Genomic DNA, 20,516 nt, shown 5'->3' on the forward strand with positions numbered 1-20,516 from the left:
CAGCTCCAACGCCGTCAGGTGTGCCAAGTCCTGCCCATTCAATAGGTCGCCCTCCCGCCGCCGAGGCCGAACACAAAACCCGTGGTAAAGGCTGTCGCCAGGCCGATGCCACACAGGCCACCGGCTAGGCAAACCCGAACAATCGCCGAGGGGTCTCCCACATCACCGTGCGGCGCAGCCGGGCATCCGGCATCAGGCGCTCGGCCAGCTTCAGCAGCGGGCCGTAGTCCACCCGCGCGGGTTGGCGAATGAACGGCCAGTCCGAACCCCACACACAGGCTTGGGCGCCAAAGGCTTCGAGCAGGGCCTGCACGTATGCACTGCTTTGCTCGAACAAGGCATCCGCTGCGGCAAACTTCTGCATACCTGACAGCTTCACGCAGGCGCGGCCACTGTCGGCCAGCCGCAGCAACGCCTGGAAGCCGGCTTGCTGCACACCGGCAGCGACATCCGGGCGGCCGCAATGGTCAATCAACAGACGAGCCTGCGAGCCTTGCAGCAGGCCGTGCAGGTCCAGCAACTGGTCGTCACACACCTGCAGCTGGGCGAACATGCCAAGCTCGGCGAGCTTGCCGAACAGCCCGTCAACGCCCTTTAGGCTGGCTACCCCGTACAGCGCGGGGTTGAAGGCGATACCCACCACGCCTTGCGCCTGCAACGCCGCCAGCGCATCGAGGTTGATGTCCGCCTTGACCACCGCCACCCCCTTGAGCCGCCCCTGCCCGCTGGCCAAGGCATGCAGCAGGCAGCGGTTGTCGGTGTGGTAGCCGCTGTTGGGGCCCACCAGCAAGGCATGTTGTACGCCGTAAGCGTCCATCACCCGAGTGAACTGCGCCTGGGTGGCGACCTCCTGGCCGGAGGGCGCATAGGGTGCATCGGGGTGATAGGGGAAACGGGCAGGGTCAAACAAATGGTTATGGCAATCGATCTTCGCTTCGTCAAATATGTTCACGCAGCACTCCCGTCAAGCGCCACTGCGCTTGTCTGCAGATCTTGTTATTGTGCGCCGCAAGGGCGATTAGGCTGGGGTTCACGATACTGTGTGGCCGGCTTTGACGCTCATACCCAGATGGCGAAAACCATAACCGAAGGTAATACACATGCTGCTTGGCAACGAAGGCGCGGACGCAAGCCCCATGGTGTTCAAACTTCGGCACATGGAAGTGTTCAGGGCGGTGATGCTGACGGGCTCGATCAGCGCGGCGGCCAAATTGCTGTATGTGTCGCAGCCGGCGGTGAGCAAGCTGATCCAGTACATCGAAGCGCGCCTGGCCTACCCGCTGTTCGAGCGCGTCAATAACCGCCTGGTGCCGACGGCCGAAGCGCAGGTGCTGTTTCGCGAGGTCGAGCGGGTGTACCAGGCAGCGTTGCAGGTCAACGAATGCGCCCTCGCGCTGGGCGCTGGCGGCCAGCGCAAGTTGCGTATCTCGTGCAGTGCATCGTTGTCCACGGTGGTGATCCCGATGGCCCTGGCCCAGCTCAAGCGTGAATCACCGTCACTGAATATCGAGTGGCAAACCTCGTTGATGGGCGAAATGCCCAATCAGATCCTGTCGAAGAAGGTCGACCTGTCGATCGCCGCCCTGCCGGTGGTGCACGACCACCTGCATTCGCAAGCGTTCATGCGTGGACGCATGGTGGTGGTGATGCCGCCGGGTCACCCTTTGGCCGGTCAGCCCGCGCTGACCTTGCAGCAGCTGGAGGGCCATGCGTTGCTGCTGTTCCGGCCCGACATGCCGTTTGGCAAGCTGTTGGCCGAACACATCGGGCGCCGCGGGCTACAGCTGAACTCACTGTTGTCGTTCACCAATGCCAACGAGGCTGTGGCGTTGGTCAAGCAAGGCATGGGCATCAGCGTGATCGACGAGTTCGTTGCACAGGACAGCGGGCTCGCGGTGGTGCCGTTGGCCGATGAGATTCACTTCGATATCAGCTTCGTCTATTCGCGCTTCGAGCCGCCCTCGCATGCAGCGCTGCAGTTGATGCAGGTGTTGCAGGGGCAGGCGCAGAAGCTGGGGCGGGCGCTTGCGCCGGGCTGATCATCTACGCAACTGCCCCACCGAGTCGCCTGATTCCCGGTCGCACCCGCTCCCGCTGGGTAGGTATACAAGGGTTCGGTTTAAAAGCCGACCGTGGCCGAGAGCAGATAGGTCCGCGGCGTAGACAGGGTCAACCCCGGCTCACTGTCATCCGACGCCCCCGCCGAGCTCCAGTAGCGATCATCGAGCACATTCTCGACACTGGCCCGCAAGGTAACCTCGGTGGCGTCCACCTTGAAGGCATAACGTGCACCCAGGTCATAACGCTCCCAGCCATCGATGCGCTTGCTGTTGTTCTGGTCCAGGTACTGGGAACTTGAGTGAATGCCGCGCGCTGTGAAGGTCAGGCCGTTCACCCCTGGCACGTCCCATTCAGCCCCCAGATTGACGTTGTATTCGGGCGTGGCCGGCGCGCGGTTGCCATCGTAGGCACCGCCGACGGTGTCGGTCAGCTCGCTGTCGATATACATCACCCCACCCAGCACCCGCACGCCCTGCACCGGTTCACCGAACACACTCAGCTCGATGCCGCGGTTGTCACGCTTGCCATTGGGGCCGAACACCCGCGAGGTGGGGTTGGTCTCGTAGGCCGGCTGGCGAATGCGGAAGGCGCTGGCAGTAAAGGCCACCTGGCCGAGGTCGTACTTGGCCCCCACCTCGACCTGGCGGCTGGTGAACGGCGGGAAGATCTGGTCTTCGTTGATCGACGTCGATGGGGCGATCTTGCCTTGGCTCAGGCCCTCCATGTAGTTGGCGTACAACGAGAGCTGGTCGGTGACCTTGAGCAATACGCCCCCAGAAGGCGAGACCTTTTCTTCGTCATAGCCCGTATCGCCTTTGACGCCGTCGCTCCAGTCATCCACCTGCACCCGTTGCCAGCGCGCCCCCAGGGTCAACAGCAGGCGGTCGTCAAAAAAGCCAAGGGTATCGGCCAGGGCCACGCCGGAAAAGCGGTTTTCCGTGTAGACCTCGGGGTCGAGGCGGGTTGGCGTAGCGGGTGACGGTGCGGCCACCGGGTTGTAGAGGTTGCTCGGCGCCGAGGCATAGCGCGCACCGCCGTTGGTGAAGTCCATGTAGTAATAGCTGGCGGCCAGGTTCAGCTCGTGGCTCACCGGCCCGGTATGGAACCAGTGACGCAAACCGGCCATGGCGGTGCGCACTGACTCGTCCCGGGTAAAGTCACGCGGCTGCACGGTGAAGTCGCCGGCATCGTTGGTGATCGACACGTTATGGCGAAGGAAGTCGTGGTTGCTCTTGCGCGCGCCGACCGCACCATAGGCCAGCAGCGACTCGCTGATATCGTACTCGGCGTTCAGCGCACCGAAGGTGTCGTTGGTACGCGCCTTGCTCCAGGCCTGGGCGTAGTTGTGACGTACATCATTGGCATTGGGCACCTTGGCATTGGCACCGACCAGCACACGCTCCTGCGGGGCGTCGGTGTCGCGTTCGGTGTGGCCAAGGTCCGCCGAGAGCCGCAGGCGCTCGCCTCGAAAATCCAGGCCCAGCACCGCCATTTCGCGGTCAACGCGCTGGTGATCCCATTCGGTGTCACCGGCCTGCTTCACGCCATTGAAGCGCACGCCGAACTGCTGGTCTTCACCAAAGCGACGGCCGATATCCACTGCGCCGCCAGCCTGGCCGGCCGAAGCGTAGCTGCCGGTGAATTCGGTGATCGGCTTGTCAGCGGCTCGCTTGGGCTGCACATTGATACCGCCGCCCACGCTGCCACGCGGCGAAATGCCGTTGATCAACTGGCTGGGGCCTTTGATGATGTCGACCCGGTCAGCCATTTCCATGTCGATCGAATACGTCGGCAAGATGCCATACAGGCCGTTGTAGGCCACATCGCTGTTGAACAGGCTGAAGCCGCGAATGGTGAACTGCTCGAAACGCCCGCCCGCCGGGTTGGTAGCACGCACTGAAGGGTCACTGGCAATCAGTTCGCCCAAGGTGCGCGCCTGTTGGTTCTTGACCAGGTCGCTGGTGTAGCTGCTGATGCTGAATGGGGTTTCCATGAAGTCGCGCGAACCGAGCAAGCCTTGTGCCCCCTGGCGTGCCACTTGGCCACCGGCATACGGCTGCGTTTCGTTGCCTGCGGCCAGGCCGCCGACGATGCTGGTGGGGGCGATTTCCAGAGCGCCACTGCCCTGGGGGGCAGGCATCAGGGTGAAGGCCCCCTCACCCACCGGCAGCGCCTGCAGGCCACTACTGCGCAGCAACTGGCTGAAGCCTTCATCGACACTGTAACGACCGGACAAGCCGTTACTTTGCCGGCCCTCTACCAATGCCGGGTCCAGCGAAAGGCTGACACCGGCCTGGTCGGCGAAATGGGTCAAAGCAGCACCCAGGCTGGCTGGCGCTACCTGGAACGTACGCCGGGCCGGCTCATCGGCCCAGGTGGGTGCACACAACAGCAGGCTCATCGCGAACAATGGATGTGCTGCGCGCGCCAGTGGGCGCAGGCGGCAAGATTTTACTGCAGGCATTGAACAAGGCTCCCCTTTTATTTTCTCCTACCGGTAATGACCGGCGAGTGAAAAAAAGGGGACAGCCTCATGCTCGTTTTTCTCGTGCGGTCAGGCTCACCCAATAACGCGTGCGGGTCTGCACTTGCAACGGCAGGCTGGCGGCGAGCAGGGCCAGCACCCGGTCGGTGTCGTCAAGGCGGAACGTGCCGGTCACACGCAAGCGCTCCAGTTCTGGTGCCCAGCGCAGTACGCCGGGGCGATACCTGCGCAGTTCGCGCAGCAACTCGCCCAACGGGCGGTCGTCCAGCCGTAGCGCGCCTTCGCGCCAGCCCAGTTGCCATTCGTCGAAGGCTTTGACAGGGCCAACACCGGTCGCCTGCAAACTGGCCTGTTGGCCGGCCTGTAGCATCACGGCTGGCCCACGCAACGGCTGCAGGCTGACCGCCTCCTTGATCGCCGACACCCGGCAGGCCTCATCAAGCAGGCGCAGGCACACCTCGCCCTCACTGAGCACCACCCGGCCGTAAGGCACCTGCAAGGTGAGGCTCAGGTTAGCGGGCACGCTGACGGCCACTTCACCGCGCACCAGTGCCACGCGGCCTGCACCCAGCTCGATATCGACCGCACTGTCGGTGTTCAACTGCAACAAGGTGCCGTCGCTCAGCATTGCCTGCCTGCGCTCTCCTACCGCGGTGCGCATGTCGGCGGTCCAGGCATCCAGCGGCAGCTCACGGCTCACCAGCCAGGCCAACGGCAGCAACGCCGACACACCCAGGGCTTGTTTGAGCAGTGCCCGACGACCGGCATCCGGGCGATCCAGGGCGGCCATCGCCAATGCGCCGGGCAACCCGGCAAACCGCGCTCGCAGCAGCGATGCCTTTTGCCAGGCGTCTTCGTGCAGGGGGCTGCTGGCGCGCCATTGCGCCAGGCGCAGCAGGTCAGCTTCGCTTGCGTCGCCAGAATCCAGTAGTGCCAGCCAACGGGCCGCAGCACGCAGCGCCTCGCGGGTTTCTGGGGTGTGGGGGCTCATCGCAACTCGGCCAACAGGCAATGCTCGTAAGCCTGCGCCATGTAGCGTTTCACCGAGCGCTGGCAAACGCCCAGGCGCTGGCCAATCTCGGCGTAGCCCAAACCTTCCAGCTGGTGCCAGAGAAAGGCCTTGCGTATCGCCGGCTTGAGGCCGTCGAGCAGTTCATCCAGTGCCTGCAGGGTTTCCAGCAGTACCCAGCGCTGTTCTGGCGACGGCACGTGTTGCTCGGGCAACTGCGCCAAGGCATCAAGGTAGGCCTGCTCCAGGCTACGTCGCTGGTGGAAGTTGCTGAGCAAACGCTTGCCCACGGTCAGCAGATAGGCGCGCGGTTCGCGTATGTCTGCCAGCGGCTGGGCGCTGGCCAGAATGCGCAGAAATGTATCCTGACTGAGGTCGGCGGCATCCCAGGCATTGCCCATACGCCGGCGCAGCCAGGTTTCAAGCCAGCCACGATGCTCCCGGTACAGGGCAGGCAGGCCAGGCTCCGGTGGCGGCGCGGCGTCGATCATGAGGTGAGTCCTGCAGCGGAGTAAATAAGATTAATTCTAATTTACATCACGCCACAGAACCAAGCGCTTTGTTACCGGTCAGGCAATTGCTTCATCTACCAGCACTTGTGCTTCCTGCACCAGACGCTGCAAATGCGCCTCGTCGATGAAGCTTTCGGCGTAGATCTTGTAGATGTCTTCAGTACCCGACGGGCGCGCGGCGAACCAGCCATTGGCCGTCATCACCTTGAGCCCGCCAATCGCCTGGCCATTGCCTGGAGCATGGCTGAGGATCTGCACGATCGGCTCACCGGCCAGCTCGGTCGACTTCACCTGCTCCGGCGCCAGCTTGCTCAGCAACGCCTTCTGCCGCGCGTCCGCCTTGGCCTCGACACGAGTGGCGAACGGCTTGCCCAGCGCGTCGGTCAGGTCGGCATAAGCCTGGCTCGGGTTACGCCCGGTACGGGCGGTCATTTCGGCGGCCAGCAAGGCCGGGATCAACCCGTCCTTGTCGGTGGCCCAAACCGAGCCATCGCGGCGCAGGAACGAAGCCCCTGCACTTTCTTCGCCACCAAAACCGAGCGAACCGTCGAACAGGCCCTGGGCGAAGAACTTGAAGCCCACCGGCACTTCGTACAGCTTACGGCCCAGGCGCTGGGTGACGCGGTCGATCAGGCCGCTGGAGACCACGGTCTTGCCCACGGCAGCGTCACTGCGCCACTGCGGGCGGTGGCGGAACAGGTAGTCGATGGCCACGGCGAGGTAGTTGTTGGGTTGCAGCAAGCCATCAGGGGTAACGATGCCGTGGCGGTCGTGGTCCGGGTCGCAAGCGAAGGCCACGTCAAAGCGCTCACGCAGGCCTATCAGGCCCTGCATGGCATACGGCGAGGAAGGGTCCATGCGGATCTGGCCGTCCCAATCGACGGTCATGAAGCGGAAGGTCGGGTCGACCTCGGTGTTCACCACTTCCAGGTCCAGTTGGTAGTGCTTGGCAATCGCCGACCAATAGCGCACCCCTGCCCCGCCCAGCGGGTCGACGCCCAGGCGCAACCCGGCGCCACGGATCACATCGAAATCGATGACGTTTTCCAGGTCGGCCACATAGGTGCTGACGTAGTCGTGGCGGTGGGTGGTCGGCGCCAGCAACGCCTGGGCATGGTCCATGCGCTTGACGCCGGCCAGGTTAGCGGCCAGCAGTTCGTTGGCCTTGCCCTCGATCCACTTGGTCACGTCGCTGTCGGCCGGCCCGCCGTTGGGCGGGTTGTACTTGAAGCCACCGCTTTGTGGCGGGTTGTGCGACGGGGTAATGACGATACCGTCAGCCAGACCCTGTGTGCGGCCACGGTTGTGGCAGAGGATGGCGTGGGACACAGCCGGTGTGGGCGTGTATTCGTCATCCTTGGACAGCATCACCTGCACGCCGTTGGCGGCCAGTACTTCCAAGGCACTGGCGGCCGCAGGAGCTGACAGGGCGTGGGTATCGGCGCCGATAAACAGCGGGCCATCGATACCTTTTTCCTGGCGGTACAGGCAGATAGCCTGGCTAATGGCCAGGACGTGATACTCGTTGAAACTCAATTCAAGCGAACTGCCCCGGTGCCCCGAGGTGCCGAAGGCCACGCGCTGGGCCGCCACGGCAGCATCTGGGCGGCCGGTGTAATAGGCGGTGAGCAGCCGGGGAATATCGACCAGCACGCTGGCCGGAGCCGGCTTGCCTGCCAAAGGACTGAGCGTCATGCAAAAACCTCGAGTTCAACGGATGTTGGTGTTGGAACGTGCAGTGTACTGAGAGTTGCAATGCCGTGCGATGGGGGCATCAAAGAAACCCCGGTCCCTGCTGGGTACAGCGCACCCCGCCCAACCCTATGACGGTCTAGAGTTCAAGCCATACCCATTGTGAATAAGGCTCTATGGCTTTCCATCGTCTGACCCGCACACACCCCCGCCTGAGCCTCGCCACTATAGTCGGCCTCGCTGGCGCCTGGCTGATCCCCGCCGGTGATACCGTGCAACACATCCTCGCTGGCTGGAACCTGGGGGTGTGGCTGTACCTGCTGCTGGTGCTCTACCTGAGCTGGACAGCCAGCCCGGAAAAGGTCCGCAAGGTCGCCGGCGTCGAAGACGAGAACGCGGGCCTGGTCCTGCTGACCGTGTGCATCGCCGCCATCGCCAGCCTTGCCGCGGTCACCCTGCAACTGGTCTCCAGTCGCGGCCTGCAAGGCACGGACCTGGCCGTGCACTATCTCTATACCGGCCTGACCGTCGCCGGTTCATGGCTGCTGATCGGCTGCATATTCACCCTGCATTACGCCCGCCTGTTCTACACCGGGCAAAGCCACGAACTGCCGCTACGCTTCGCTGATGGCGAGCGCAACCCTGATTACTGGGACTTCCATTACTTCTCGTTCACCATCAGCGTGGCGGTGCAAACCTCAGACGTTGGCGTCGCCGGACGAGGGTTGCGGCGGGTGGTGCTGGCGCATTCGCTGGTGGGCTTCGTATTCAATACGGCGATTCTCGGGTTCACGATCAACATCGCCGCCGGGTTGCTAGGTTGACCAAGCCGCTCGTCTGAAAAACCTGCGCGTCTAGCGCCAGCGAAATCCACCAAACCCAATGGTTACCTGACACCTTGCGGTCGGGAAAACGTTTGCCATGCAGTCAACCGACACACTGCGCCCGTGACAAGGGTGTGACCCCTGTCATGCATTCGCACATTTGTCGTACTTGCAACCGAAAATCGCACGTAGCAGGTGCTATCTTTACTTTCCCGGCGGCCGCATCGATGTGGCCACCCGCTCATCACGTCCAGGTACGGACAAGGAGGCTGGCATGAACAAGATGACGTTCCCCAACGCCTGCCAGGTGATGCGCTGGCATTTCCATCCGTTGGGTTTCGAGGCCAGCATGGATGCGCCACGCAGCATGGTTGCACGGCTGTTCGACCGCGCCAGCGGTGAGACCCTGCTGGCGATTGCGGGCATCCCCTGTGCAGCGATCATGGCCGCCGCCGATGTAGAGCGCATCATCGAGGCCGTCGAGGCGGAAATGGACGCCTTCATACCCGCCTTTACCTTGCGCGATGCAGTCTAGGCTCTGTTTTCAACGCAGCCTCACCGAGTATCAAGGCTTTTCATACAGCGCCTAGCCTGCAGCAGTGAGTTCCGGGCCCATGGCCTGCAACTTGCTCATGAACTGCTCGGCCGGCACAGGCTGGCCCAGCAGGTAGCCCTGCAACGAATCACACCCCAGCCGGGTCAGGAAGTCCTGCTGCTTGTCGGTTTCAACCCCCTCGGCAACGATACGCAGGCCCAACGCCTGGCCCAGTGCGACGATTGCCGAAACAATCGCTGCATCGTCACTGTCCTGCTCCAGGTCGCGCACGAAACCGCGGTCGATTTTCAGCTCGTTGGCTGGCAGGCGCTTTAGGTACATCAGGCTGGAATAGCCCGTACCAAAGTCATCAATGGACAAGTCCACGCCCATGTCGGACAGGCGCTGCAGCACGGTCAGGCTGGCGTCGGCATCGTGCATGGCGGTGGTTTCGGTAATTTCCAGTGTCAGGCAGTTGGCCGGCAAGCCGTTCTGCTGCAGGGCGCGGGCCACGCTGTCGACCAGGCCGGCGTGGCAGAACTGGATAGCCGACAGGTTCACCGCCATGCGCCAGCCAAGGTGGCCCTGGTCCAGCCACTGGCGCATCTGACGGCAGGCCTCGATGAGTACCCACTCGCCAATGGGGATGATCAGGCCGGTCTTTTCCGCCAGGCCGATGAAGCGGTCAGGCAGCAGCAGGCCTTGCTGCGGGTGCTCCCAGCGCAGCAGCGCTTCGGCACCAATCGGCTGGCAGGTATGGGCGTCGAACTTGGGCTGGTAATGCAAGCTGAACTGGCGCTGCTCCAGCGCCAGACGCAAGTCCTGCAGCAACTGCAACTGCTGGCGAGCATTGCTGTTCATCGACACATCGAAGAAGCTGTAACCGTTCTTGCCAGCGCTCTTGGCATGGTACATGGCCGCGTCGGCGTTACGCAGCAACTCGTGCTGGTCCTGGCCGTTGCCCGGGTACAGGACGATGCCCAGGCTCGCCGACAGTTGCAGGTCGTGCTCGGCCACGCGGAAAGGCCGGGAAACCAGGTTGACCTGCTTGACCGCCACGTCCATGGCATCGTTCGGTTCCTGCAGTTCCACCAGCAGAACAAACTCGTCGCCACCAATCCGTGCCAGCGTGTCCTGGCTGTGCAAGTGGCCGCGCAGGCGGGCCGCCACGGCCTTGAGCAGAAGGTCACCAATATGATGGCCAAAGGCATCGTTGACCGGTTTGAAGCCGTCCAGATCAATGAACATCAGGGCAAAACAGCCGCCCTGCTCCGCCACTTTGGCGATAGCCTGCTCAATGCGATCGGCCAGCAGGGTACGGTTTGGCAGATCGGTGAGGGTGTCGTGCAAGGCCAATTGTGTCAGTTCCTGGTTGGCCAAGGTCAGCGAACGGGCCAACTCGGCAGTACGTGCCTCCAGGCGCGCGTCCAGCACCGAAGTCAGCAACGCCACTGCCAGAACTGCCAGCGTGGTGATCAGCACCAGGTAAACCAGACTGTCACCCTGCAGACCGCCCCCCAGCGCGCCGCAGAAGCTGCCCTCGGGGAAGTTCGCCGCGGCCATGCCGGTGTAATGCATACCAACGATGGCAAAGCCCATCACCACTGCCGCCAGGCCACGGATCTGCCGTACATAGGGTGTGTGTGCGCGCAGGCGGAAGGCGATCCACAATGCTGCCGCCGAGGCGCCTACGGCAATCAGCAGCGAAGCACCAAACAACGTCGGGTCGTAATCAATACCCGGCAGCATGCGCAGCGCGGCCATGCCGGTGTAGTGCATGCAGGCGATACCGGCGCCCATGATCAGCGCGCCGAACCCCAACTGCAGCGCGGGCAGGCTCGGCTGGCTGACCAGCCACAGGGCAAAGCCCGAGGAAAGCACAGCGATCAGCAGCGAGAACGCGGTCAGGGCCAGGTCGTAACCCAAGTCGATGGGCAAGCTGAAGGCAAGCATGCCAATGAAGTGCATCGACCACACGCCGATGCCCATGGCCAACGCACCGCCGCCCATCCACAGGTAGGCAGCGCGGCCCTTGGCCGTGGCGATGCGGCCAGTCAGGTCAAGAGCGGTATAGGATGCCAGGATCGCCACGCACAGCGAAATCAACACCAGCGAAGAAGAGTAGCTACCGGTCAGCATTGAGAGTTCCAGCGCCGGAACAGGGGGCCCGGCAAAAGCTGACGATTGTACTCAAGCTTAAGCGAAACGCACGGGTTTTTGCGGATGGGAATGGACCCAATAACTGCAAATGCCCCCCCTCTGCGCATGGTCATTTCTGCTCGGCAAACGCCTGCTCTGCATTCCAGCCGCCGCCCAACGCAGCCACCAGTTGCACACTGGCCACCAGGCGCCCTTGCAGCAGGTTCAGCACGCTGCGCTCGTTGCTCAGCGCCGTGGTTTGCACGTTGACCACATCCAGATAGCCGATCAGCCCGGCGCGGTACTGGTTCTCGGTCAGACGCAACGACTCACGGGCGGCATCAAGCGCCTCTTGGCGCACCCTGGCTTCATCGCCATACACTTTCAGTTGAACCAGCAGGTTTTCCACTTCCTTGAAGCCGTCCAGCACGGTCTGGCGGTACTGCGCCACCGTCTGGTCATACACGGCCACCGTGCGGTCGACCTCGGCGCTGCGTTTGCCGGCGTCGAACAGGGTCAGCGCCAACTGCGGGCCTACCGACCAGTAGCGGTTGGGCAACTCGATCCAGTTGCTGAAGCTGCTGCTGGAATATCCGCCACTCATGCTCAGGCTGAGGTCCGGGAAGTAGGCTGCCCGCGACACCCCGATGTTGGCGTTGGCCGCCATCACGTTGCGTTCGGCTGCAGCGATGTCCGGGCGTCGCTCCAGCAGTTGCGAAGGCAGCGAAACCGGTATTTGCGGCAACGCGGGAATAGCCTTGCTGTCGGCCAGGGCGAAGTCGGCCGGAACCTTGCCCAGCAGCACGGCGATGGCATTTTCGAACTGCGCACGCTGCCAGATCAGGTCGATCAGGTCAGCCTGGGTGCTTTTGAGCTGGGTGCGGGCCTGGGCCACGGCATCCGGGCCGGCGACACCGGCACGGTACTGGTTTTCGTTCATTCGCAGTGAGCGTTCATAAGCCGCCACGGTGGCTTCCAGCAAGCGCTTCTGCTCATCGATAACCCGCAATTGCAGGTAGTTCTGCACCAGCTCCGACTGCTGGCTCAGGCGGATCGACGCAAGGTCGGCGAAACTGGCTTCGGCACTGGCCTCGTTGGCATTCAAGGTTTCACGCAGCTTGCCCCACAGGTCGATCTCCCAGCTCACGCCCAACTGCGCGTTGTAGGTGTTGCGAATGCCACTGCTGTTATTGGACAGGCTGGAACTGGAGCTGCCGGTGCCCTGCGCCGAGCGGTTCTTGCTGGCGCTCAGGTCCAGGCTGGGGAACAGCGCCGCGCGGCTGCTGCGCACCAGTGCCTGGGCCTGGCGGTACTGGGCTTCTGATTGCGCCACAGTCTGGTTGCTGCGGTTAAGCTCTTCGACCAGCGCATTGAGCCCGGCATCACCGTAGATCTCCCACCAGGCGCCGCGGGCGATGGCGTCGGAGGGCGAGGCCTGGGTCCAGCCTTCGGCATGCTTGAACTGCGCCGCCGTGCTGTTCAGCTCGGGGCGGTGATAGTCGGGGCTCAGGGTGCAGGCACTGAGCAAGGCCGCGCACAACCCGGCGCTGAGCAGGCGCGAGCCACGGCCACGGGTCAGTGCTTGCAGGGCACGGTGAAGTGGGGTCTGGGCAAAAGTCATAGCGGGGTTTCCAGGGCGGCGTCGGTGCGCACGCCGCGCCAACGGTTGAAGCGGTGGCGCAGGCGGTCCAGGTACAGGTAAACCACCGGCGTCGTATAAAGGGTGAGGATCTGGCTGAACACCAGGCCCCCGATGATGGTCAGGCCCAGCGGCTGACGCATTTCTGCGCCCTCAGCCTGGCTCAACAGCAATGGCAATGCGCCAAGGATCGCCGCCAGGGTGGTCATCAGGATCGGCCGCAGGCGCAGCAGGCAGGCCCGGCGTATTGACTCTTCCGGCGAAAAGCCATGATGGCGCTCCAGTTGCAGGGCCAGGTCGATCATCAGGATGGCATTTTTTTTCACCACCCCGATCAACAGGAACAGCCCCAGCAACGAGATCAGGCTGAACTCGCCACCGGTGACGTACAGCGCCAGCAAGGCTCCGACGCCCGCCGAAGGCAGTGTCGAGAGAATGGTCAGCGGGTGAATGTAGCTTTCATACAGAATGCCCAGCACCAGGTACACCAGCAGCAGTGCGCCAAGGATCATGAATGGCTGGCCCTGCTGGGTCTTGGCAAAGGCATCGGCAGTGCCGCCGAGCTTGGCAATCACCTCCTCGGGCAAGCCCAGCCTGGCCACCGCGCGTTCCAGCGCCGCCATGGCCTGGTCGGGGCTATAGCCCTCGGCGACGTCGAAGGCGATGTCTTCCGAAGCGAACTGGCCTTCGTGGCTGACCCGGTCGTTGGCCAGGCTGTTCTCGTAGTGAGCGATGGTCGACAGCGGCACCCGGGCGCCGTCGGCGGTGATCACCTGCACTTGCTCGAGCGTGCTCGGGTCCCAGGCGTATTTCGGGTTGATCTCCAGCACCACCTGGTATTGGTTGAGGCTGTCGTAGATGGTGGAGATCTGCCGCTGGCTGTAGGCGTTGTTCAGTACTGCGGTGACCATGTCCATGTCGATGCCCAGGCGCTTGGCCTGGTCACGGTCGACCACCAGCGTCACCTGCTGGGTACCGGCGCCATCACGGGCGTCGATGGCGGTCAGCTCAGGCAGTGCACGCAGCGCAGCGACCACCTTGGGGAACCATTCGCGCAATGCCGAAAGGTCGCCGCTTTGCAGGGTATACAGGTACTGCGAAGAGGTCTGGTCACGCCCACCGCCACCCAGTTGCAGGTCCTGGTCAGCCATCAGGAACAGGCGCCCGCCGGGCACTTTGGGCAGTTCCTTGCGCAGGCGTTCGATCACTTTCTGCGCATCGATCTTGCGCTCGCTGATCGGTTTCAGGCGCACCAGCACAAAGGCGTTGTTGGTACCGCTGTTGCCGCCGATGAAACCGGCAACGCTCTGCACGGCAGGGTCGGCCAGCAAGGCGCGGCGGTAGATTTCCATCTTCGGCTGCATCACGCTGAACGACAGGCCGTCGTCGCCACGGATGAAGCCCATCAACTGGCCGGTATCCTGCTGGGGCATCAACGTTTTGGGTACTACCACGTACAGGGCGATGTTGATGCCGATGGTGGCCAGCAGGCTGAGCAGGGTCAGGCGCTTGTGGCGCAGAGCCCAGCCCAGGCTGCGGTCATAGGCAGCAACCATGCGCTGATGCAGCTTGTCGCTCCAGCGCTGCAGGCGGCTCTGCTCGGCCTTGTGCGGCTTGAGCCAGCGGGCGCAGAGCATCGGCGTAAGGGTCAGCGACACCACCAGCGAGACGATGATCGCCGCCGCCAGAGTGATGGAAAACTCCTGGAACAGGTTGCGCACGATGCCGCCCATGAACAGGATGGAGACAAACACCGCCACCAGCGACACGTTCATCGACAGCAAGGTGAAGCCCACTTCCTTGGCGCCCAGGAAGGCCGCCTTCATCGGCGGCTGGCCGTTCTCGATGTGCCTGGAGATGTTTTCCAGCACCACGATGGCATCGTCCACCACCAGCCCGGTGGCAAGGATCAGCGCCATCAGCGACAGGTTGTTGAGCGAGAAACCGCACAGGTACATGACCGCGAATGTCCCCACCAGCGATACCGGCACCGCCAGGCTGGGGATCAGCGAGGCGCGCAGGCTGCCGAGGAACAGGTAGACCACCAGGATCACCAGCACCACGGCGATCAGCAGGGTGTGCTCGGCCTCTTTGAGGGTGGCCTTGATCACGGGCGAGCGGTCCATGGCCACGTTCAATTGCACGCTGGCTGGCAGCAGCGACTGCAGTGCCGGTAGCTGGGCCTTGATCTGGTCGACCGTTTCGATGATGTTGGCGCCGGTCTGGCGGTTGACCACCAGCAGCACCGCTGCCTGGTCGTTGAAGAAGCCGCTGTTGTAACGGTTTTCAACGCCGTCGGTGACGGTCGCTACGTCAGACAGGCGCAAAATGGTGCCGTTCTGCTGGCGAATCACCACCGGCTCGTAGTCCTTGGCGCTTTCCAGCTGGTCGTTGGCCCGCACCTGCCAGTTACGCTCGGCGTCCTCGACAAAGCCCATGGGCCGGCGCTGGTTGGCGTTGGACACCGCAGTGCGCACCTCGTCCAGCGACAGGTTGTACTGGTTGAGCAGTTGCGGCTCGACGGCAATGCGCACGGCCGGCAGCGAACTGCCACCGATCTGCACCTCCCCTACCCCCGATACCTGAGCCAGGCTCTGTGAAAGGATGGTGTCGGCCAGGTCATACAGCTGGCCTTTCTGCAATACATCCGAGGTCAGCGACAGCACCATGATCGGCGCCTGCGACGGGTTGATCTTCTTGTAGGTGGGCATGCTGCGCATGCCGCTGGGCAGCAGGTTGCGGGTTGCGTTGATCGCCGCTTGCACCTCACGGGCTGCGCCATCAATGTCACGGCCCATCTCGAAGCCGATGATTACCCGTGTCGACCCCTGGCTGGAGCTGCTGGTGAGCGTGGTGACACCGGCGATGCTGCCGAGCTTGCGTTCCAGCGGTGTGGCCACGGTCGAAGCCATGACCTCGGGGCTGGCACCAGACAGGTTCGCCGACACCACGATCACCGGGAAGTCCATTTGCGGCAGTGGCGCCACCGGCAGCAAGCCAAAGCTGACCCCACCCAGCAGCATGATCGCCAGGCTCAACAGCATGGTCGCCACCGGGCGACGGATGAAAGGCCCGGACAGGTTCATGCCTGAGCCTGCTTCACGTCAGTGGCCGGGCGCCAGCGGCGGGCCAGGCGATCGAAGTACAGGTAGATGACCGGGGTGGTGAACAGCGTCAGCACCTGGCTGACCAGCAGCCCGCCGACCATCACCAGGCCCAGTGGCTGACGCAGCTCGGCGCCGGAACCGGTGGCAAGCATCAGCGGCACCGCGCCAAACAGCGCGGCCAGGGTGGTCATCAGGATCGGCCTAAAGCGCAGCAGCGCCGCCTGGTAGATGGCATCGCGTGGGCTCATGCCCTGATGGCGCTCGGCCTCCAGGGCGAAGTCGATCATCATGATCGCGTTCTTCTTGACGATACCGATCAGCAGGATGATGCCGATGATGGCGATCATGCCCAGGTCGTTACCGCTGATGAGCAAGGCCAGCAAGGCACCGACCGCCGCCGACGGCAGGGTCGAGAGGATGGTGACCGGGTGGATGTAGCTTTCGTACAGCACCCCCAGCACGATGTACATGGTCACCACCGCCGCCAGAATCAGCAGCAAAGTGCTCGACAGCGACGCCTGGAAGGCCTCGGCCGCACCCTGGAAGCGGGTTTGCACACCCAACGGCATGCCGATGTCCTGCTGCACCTGCTCGATCACCTGCACGGCTTCGCCCAGCGACGCGCCGTGGGCCAGGTTGAACGACAAGGTCACTGCCGGGAACTGGCCGATGTGGGAAATAGCCAGCTGGGCTTGACGCTGGTCGATCCGCGCCAGCGCCGAAAGGCGCACCTGGCCGCCATCGGTGGCCTTGACGTGAATCGATTCCAGCGCCTGCGGGCCGATCGTGGCGGCGTCCTTGGCCTGCAACACCACGCGGTACTGGCTGGCCTGGGTGTAGATGGTCGAAATCTGCCGCTGGCCGAAGGCGTCGTACAGGGCATTGGTGATCTGCGACACGCTGATCCCCAGGCGGCTGGCCATGTCACGGTCGATTACCAAGTACACCTGCAAGCCCTTGTCCTGCAGGTCGCTGGCCACATCGGCCAGTTCCGGGCGCGGCTGCAGCGCCTGCACCAGCTTGCCGCTCCACTGCGCCAGCAGGTCGGCGTCCGGTGACGACAGGCTGAACTGGTACTGGGTCCGGCTGACCCGGTCCTCGATGCTCAGGTCTTGCACCGGCTGCATGAACAGGCGGATGCCCACCAGCCGGTCGACTTGCGGCTGCAGGCGGCTGATCACTTCGCTGGCGCTGACATCGCGCTCGCCGTGGGGCTTGAGGTTGATCAGCAGGCGACCGCTGTTGAGCGTGGCGTTGTCGCCGTCTACGCCAATGTAGGACGACAGGCTTTGCACGGCCGGGTCTTGCAGGATGACCTTGCTCAGGGCCTGCTGACGTTCGCTCATGGCGGCGAACGAGGTGGACTGCGGCGCCTCGGAAATACCCTGGATCACCCCGGTATCCTGCACCGGGAAGAAGCCCTTGGGCACGACCATGTACAGAAACACCGTGAGCACCAGGCTGGCCACCGCCACCAGCAAGGTCAGCGGCTGATGCTTGAGCACCCACTGCAGGGCACTGCCGTAGTGCTTGATCAGCCAGTCGATCCAGGCGCCACTGGCACGGTAGAAGCGGCCTTGCTCTTCTTCCTTGGGCTCGCGCTTGAGCAGACGCGCGCACATCATCGGTGTCAGGGTCAGGGACACCACCAGGGAAATCAGGATAGCCACTGCCAGCGTGATGGCGAACTCGCGGAACAAGCGTCCGACCACGTCAGCCATGAACAGTAGCGGGATCAGTACCGCAATCAGCGAGAAGGTCAGCGAAATCAGGGTGAAGCCAATCTGCCGGGCGCCCTTGAGCGCCGCCTGCATGGGCGTCTCGCCCTCTTCGATATGCCGGGAGATGTTCTCCAGCATGACGATGGCATCATCGACCACAAAGCCGGTGGCGATGGTCAGGGCCATGAGTGTCAGGTTGTTGACCGAGAACCCTGCCAGGTACATGACCCCGAACGTCCCGATCAGCGACAGTGGCACGGCAATCGACGGAATGAGGGTGGCGCTGAAGCGGCGCAAGAAGACGAAGGTGACCATCACCACCAGAACGATGGCGATCAGCAGCTCGTGCTGCACGTCCTTGACCGCGGCGCGAATGGTCTGGGTGCGGTCGGTCAGCACCGACACATCGAGGCCGGCCGGCAGGTTGTCGGTGATCGACGGCAGCAGGCCCTTGATGCGGTCGACCACTTCGATCACGTTGGCACCCGGCTGACGCTGGATGTTCAGCAGCACAGCATGGTTTTCGTTCGCCCAGGCGGCCAGCCGCTCGTTTTCGGCGCCATCGACGATTTCAGCCACATCTTTCAGGCGCAGCGGCGCACCGTTGTTGTAGGCCAGGATCAGGTTGGCGTATTCCTCAGGAGAGCGCAGCTGGTCGTTGGCATCGAGCATCGACACCCGGGTCGGGCCATCGAAGTTGCCTTTGGGCTGGTTGACGTTGGAAGCACCGATCAGCGTGCGCACGTCATCCAGATTCAAGCCGTTGGCCGCCAGGGCGTCGACGTTGACCTTGATGCGTACCGCCTGGCGCTGGCCACCGGCAATGCTGACCATGCCCACGCCGCTGATTTGCGCAAGCTTTTGCGCCACGCGGGTATCGACCAGGTCGTTGAGCTTGGGCAGCGGCATGGTCTTGCTGGAGATGGCCAGGGTCAGCACCGGAGTGTCGGCCGGGTTGACCTTGTTGTATACCGGCGGTGCCGGCAGGTCGCTGGGCAGCAGGTTGCTGGCGGCGTTGATCGCGGCCTGCACCTGTTGCTCGGCAACGTCCATGTTCATGTCGAGGTTGAAACGCAGGGTCAGCACCGACGCGCCGCCAGAACTGGTCGAGGCCATCTGTTCCAGGCCCGGCATCTGGCCGAACTGGCGCTCCAATGGCGCGGTGACGGCGCTGGTCATCACCTGCGGGCTGGCGCCGGGGTACAGGGTCATGACGCGAATGGTCGGGTAATCCACCTGTGGCAAGGCGGATACCGGCAGCAACTTGTAGGCGATCAGGCCGGCCAGCACGATGGCCAGCATGCTCAGCGTGGTGGCGACCGGGCGCAGGATGAACAGGCGCGAGAGGTTCATGCGCCCGCCTTGCCTGCTGCGTTGCCGGGTTGTGCTTCACCTGTTGTTTGGGCCGCGCCCTTGGCTTCCTGCCCTTGCAGGTGCTGGCCTGGGCTGGTCGGCACTTGCGAGCTGTCTTCGACCACTTCCACCTTGGTGCCTTCGCGCAGGCGGTCGGTGCCTTCCAGCACCAGGCGGTCGCCGGCCTTCAGGCCGTCGAGAATGACGCTGTTCTCGCCATCGCTGGCGCCCACCTTCAGCTTGCGGACATTGACGGTGCTCTGCTCGTTGACCACATAGGCGAAGGTGCCATCGTTGCCAAACTGGATAGCCGCGGCCGGCGCCATGACCACCTGCTTGAGGGTGTCGGCCAGCAAGCGCACGTTGACGAACTGATTGGGGAACAGGGCCAGGTCCTTGTTCTCGAAACGGCCTTTGAACTTGAGTGTGCCAGTGGTGGTGTCGATCTGGTTGTCGATGCTGCCCAGCACACCGGTGGACTGCAGCTTGCTGTCACTGCGGTCCCAGGCCTCGACCGGCAGGCTGGCGCCACTGCGGTAGCGCTCCAGCACAGTGGTCAGTTCGGTTTCCGGCAGGGTGAAGGCGACGTTGATCGGCTCGGTCTGGGTAATCACTACCAGCGCGGTGGTGTCGTTGGCGGCCACCAGGTTGCCCAGATCGAGCTGGCGCAGGCCCACCCGGCCACTGATGGGCGCACGGATCTGGGTGAAATCGAGGTTCAGGCGGGCGTCGTTGACCTGTGCCTGATTGGTCTTGACCAGCCCTTGGAACTGCGCAACCTGGGCTTGGGCAGTGTCCAGGGTTTGCTTGGCGATGCTGTCTTCGGCGTACAGGCCTTTATAGCGGGCCAGGTCGACCTGAGCGTTCTTCAACTGCGCCTGGTTCTGCGCCAAGGTACCTTCGGCCTGCTGCAGGGCGATGCGATAAGGGCGCGGGTCGATTTCGGCCAGCAGGTCGCCGGCCTTGACGCGCTGGCCCTCCTTGAAGTGGATTTTCACAAGCTCGCCAGCCACGCGGCTGCGCACATTGACTGTATTGGTCGCGGTGACCGTGCCCAAGGCTTTGTAGTAGAGCGGGAAGTCGCCTGTCCGCACCGGCACGACGCGTACCGGCACCGGGTCGCTGGAACCGCCAAAACCTGGGCGGCCGCCGATCATGCCCATGCCCTTGCCACCGCGCCCGCCACTGGCCTCTTTATGCGCAGGCGTCGCTGCGGGCCACAGCCACCAGGCCAGTGCAGCCACCAGCAGCAGGATCAGCAGGCCGACGAGCCAGCGACGGAGGGAACGGGAATTGGACGCTTGCATGGGTTGAACGAACCTTGTTCGGAATGACGACTTGGGGAGGATGAACGATAAGCACTGCCATCGTTTTAGCAAAGGGCCTTTACCAGAGGTTTACCTTTGCCTGACGTTGCCAAGAGGCGGAATTTTAAATGA

13 protein-coding genes are annotated in these 20,516 nt (G+C 63.4%); 3 read left to right on the forward strand and 10 right to left on the reverse strand.

Annotation, left to right across the window (positions count from 1 at the left end):
- Positions 1-124: 124 nt before the first annotated feature.
- Complete coding sequence (locus GST84_15535) at positions 125-952, reverse strand: amidohydrolase family protein (protein XGB13664.1); 828 nt, start codon at positions 950-952, stop codon at positions 125-127.
- A 148-nt stretch (positions 953-1,100) separates the two neighbouring features.
- Between GST84_15535 and GST84_15540 the strand changes: the two genes are divergently transcribed.
- The gene (locus GST84_15540; GenBank protein XGB13665.1) at positions 1,101-2,039 is read left to right on the forward strand and encodes a LysR family transcriptional regulator; all 939 of its coding nucleotides are present in this window, start codon (positions 1,101-1,103) and stop codon (positions 2,037-2,039) included.
- A gap of 80 nt (positions 2,040-2,119) precedes the next feature.
- Here the strand turns inward: GST84_15540 and GST84_15545 are convergent, their stop codons facing one another.
- The 4 genes from GST84_15545 to GST84_15560 form a co-directional block, all read right to left on the reverse strand.
- Positions 2,120-4,525: a TonB-dependent siderophore receptor gene (locus tag GST84_15545; protein XGB13666.1), complete on the reverse strand. Its 2,406-nt coding sequence runs from the start codon at positions 4,523-4,525 to the stop codon at positions 2,120-2,122.
- 67 nt (positions 4,526-4,592) lie between these two features.
- Positions 4,593-5,537, reverse strand: coding sequence for a DUF4880 domain-containing protein (locus GST84_15550; protein XGB13667.1), 945 nt, complete (start codon positions 5,535-5,537; stop codon positions 4,593-4,595).
- Positions 5,534-6,046 carry a sigma-70 family RNA polymerase sigma factor gene (locus GST84_15555; protein ID XGB13668.1) on the reverse strand — a complete coding sequence of 171 codons (513 nt, stop codon included), beginning with the start codon at positions 6,044-6,046 and terminating at the stop codon, positions 5,534-5,536. The genes GST84_15550 and GST84_15555 overlap by 4 nt, the downstream gene beginning before the upstream one ends.
- A gap of 78 nt (positions 6,047-6,124) precedes the next feature.
- Entirely contained in the window at positions 6,125-7,762 is a 1,638-nt protein-coding gene (locus GST84_15560; protein XGB13669.1) for an alpha-D-glucose phosphate-specific phosphoglucomutase, read from the reverse strand.
- A 173-nt stretch (positions 7,763-7,935) separates the two neighbouring features.
- Between GST84_15560 and GST84_15565 the strand changes: the two genes are divergently transcribed.
- Complete coding sequence (locus GST84_15565) at positions 7,936-8,583, forward strand: DUF1345 domain-containing protein (GenBank protein ID XGB13670.1); 648 nt, start codon at positions 7,936-7,938, stop codon at positions 8,581-8,583.
- Positions 8,584-8,857: 274 nt separating this feature from the next.
- Complete coding sequence (locus GST84_15570; GenBank protein XGB13671.1) at positions 8,858-9,118, forward strand: DUF1652 domain-containing protein; 261 nt, start codon at positions 8,858-8,860, stop codon at positions 9,116-9,118.
- A gap of 51 nt (positions 9,119-9,169) precedes the next feature.
- On the opposite strand, the gene GST84_15575 is transcribed toward GST84_15570, so the two are convergent.
- The 5 genes from GST84_15575 to GST84_15595 form a co-directional block, all read right to left on the reverse strand.
- Positions 9,170-11,257, reverse strand: a complete 2,088-nt coding sequence (locus tag GST84_15575; protein XGB13672.1) for an EAL domain-containing protein — start codon at positions 11,255-11,257, stop codon at positions 9,170-9,172.
- Between the two features lie 130 nt (positions 11,258-11,387).
- Complete coding sequence (locus GST84_15580; GenBank protein XGB13673.1) at positions 11,388-12,878, reverse strand: efflux transporter outer membrane subunit; 1,491 nt, start codon at positions 12,876-12,878, stop codon at positions 11,388-11,390.
- Positions 12,875-15,982, reverse strand: a complete 3,108-nt coding sequence (locus tag GST84_15585) for an MMPL family transporter (protein XGB13674.1) — start codon at positions 15,980-15,982, stop codon at positions 12,875-12,877. Before GST84_15585 ends, GST84_15580 begins: the two co-directional genes overlap by 4 nt.
- Positions 15,979-19,077 carry an MdtB/MuxB family multidrug efflux RND transporter permease subunit gene (locus tag GST84_15590; protein XGB13675.1) on the reverse strand — a complete coding sequence of 1,033 codons (3,099 nt, stop codon included), beginning with the start codon at positions 19,075-19,077 and terminating at the stop codon, positions 15,979-15,981. Before GST84_15590 ends, GST84_15585 begins: the two co-directional genes overlap by 4 nt.
- Complete coding sequence (locus tag GST84_15595) at positions 19,074-20,384, reverse strand: MdtA/MuxA family multidrug efflux RND transporter periplasmic adaptor subunit (GenBank protein XGB13676.1); 1,311 nt, start codon at positions 20,382-20,384, stop codon at positions 19,074-19,076. The genes GST84_15590 and GST84_15595 overlap by 4 nt, the downstream gene beginning before the upstream one ends.
- Positions 20,385-20,516: the final 132 nt, after the last annotated feature.

This window comes from Pseudomonas putida, from assembly GCA_041879295.1.
Taxonomy (GTDB): Bacteria; Pseudomonadota; Gammaproteobacteria; order Pseudomonadales; family Pseudomonadaceae; genus Aquipseudomonas; species Aquipseudomonas putida_Y.

What these genes read in the sequence shown, in the direction of transcription:
- GST84_15540 (XGB13665.1), top strand. Translation starts at nt 1,101, where the DNA reads ATGCTGCTTGGCAACGAAGGCGCGGACGCAAGCCCCATGGTGTTCAAA.
- GST84_15545 (XGB13666.1), bottom strand. Translation starts at nt 4,525, where the DNA reads ATGCCTGCAGTAAAATCTTGCCGCCTGCGCCCACTGGCGCGCGCAGCA.
- GST84_15550 (XGB13667.1), bottom strand. Translation starts at nt 5,537, where the DNA reads ATGAGCCCCCACACCCCAGAAACCCGCGAGGCGCTGCGTGCTGCGGCC.
- GST84_15555 (XGB13668.1), bottom strand. Translation starts at nt 6,046, where the DNA reads ATGATCGACGCCGCGCCGCCACCGGAGCCTGGCCTGCCTGCCCTGTAC.
- GST84_15560 (XGB13669.1), bottom strand. Translation starts at nt 7,762, where the DNA reads ATGACGCTCAGTCCTTTGGCAGGCAAGCCGGCTCCGGCCAGCGTGCTG.
- GST84_15565 (XGB13670.1), top strand. Translation starts at nt 7,936, where the DNA reads ATGGCTTTCCATCGTCTGACCCGCACACACCCCCGCCTGAGCCTCGCC.
- GST84_15570 (XGB13671.1), top strand. Translation starts at nt 8,858, where the DNA reads ATGAACAAGATGACGTTCCCCAACGCCTGCCAGGTGATGCGCTGGCAT.
- GST84_15575 (XGB13672.1), bottom strand. Translation starts at nt 11,257, where the DNA reads ATGCTGACCGGTAGCTACTCTTCTTCGCTGGTGTTGATTTCGCTGTGC.
- GST84_15580 (XGB13673.1), bottom strand. Translation starts at nt 12,878, where the DNA reads ATGACTTTTGCCCAGACCCCACTTCACCGTGCCCTGCAAGCACTGACC.
- GST84_15585 (XGB13674.1), bottom strand. Translation starts at nt 15,982, where the DNA reads ATGAACCTGTCCGGGCCTTTCATCCGTCGCCCGGTGGCGACCATGCTG.
- GST84_15590 (XGB13675.1), bottom strand. Translation starts at nt 19,077, where the DNA reads ATGAACCTCTCGCGCCTGTTCATCCTGCGCCCGGTCGCCACCACGCTG.
- GST84_15595 (XGB13676.1), bottom strand. Translation starts at nt 20,384, where the DNA reads ATGCAAGCGTCCAATTCCCGTTCCCTCCGTCGCTGGCTCGTCGGCCTG.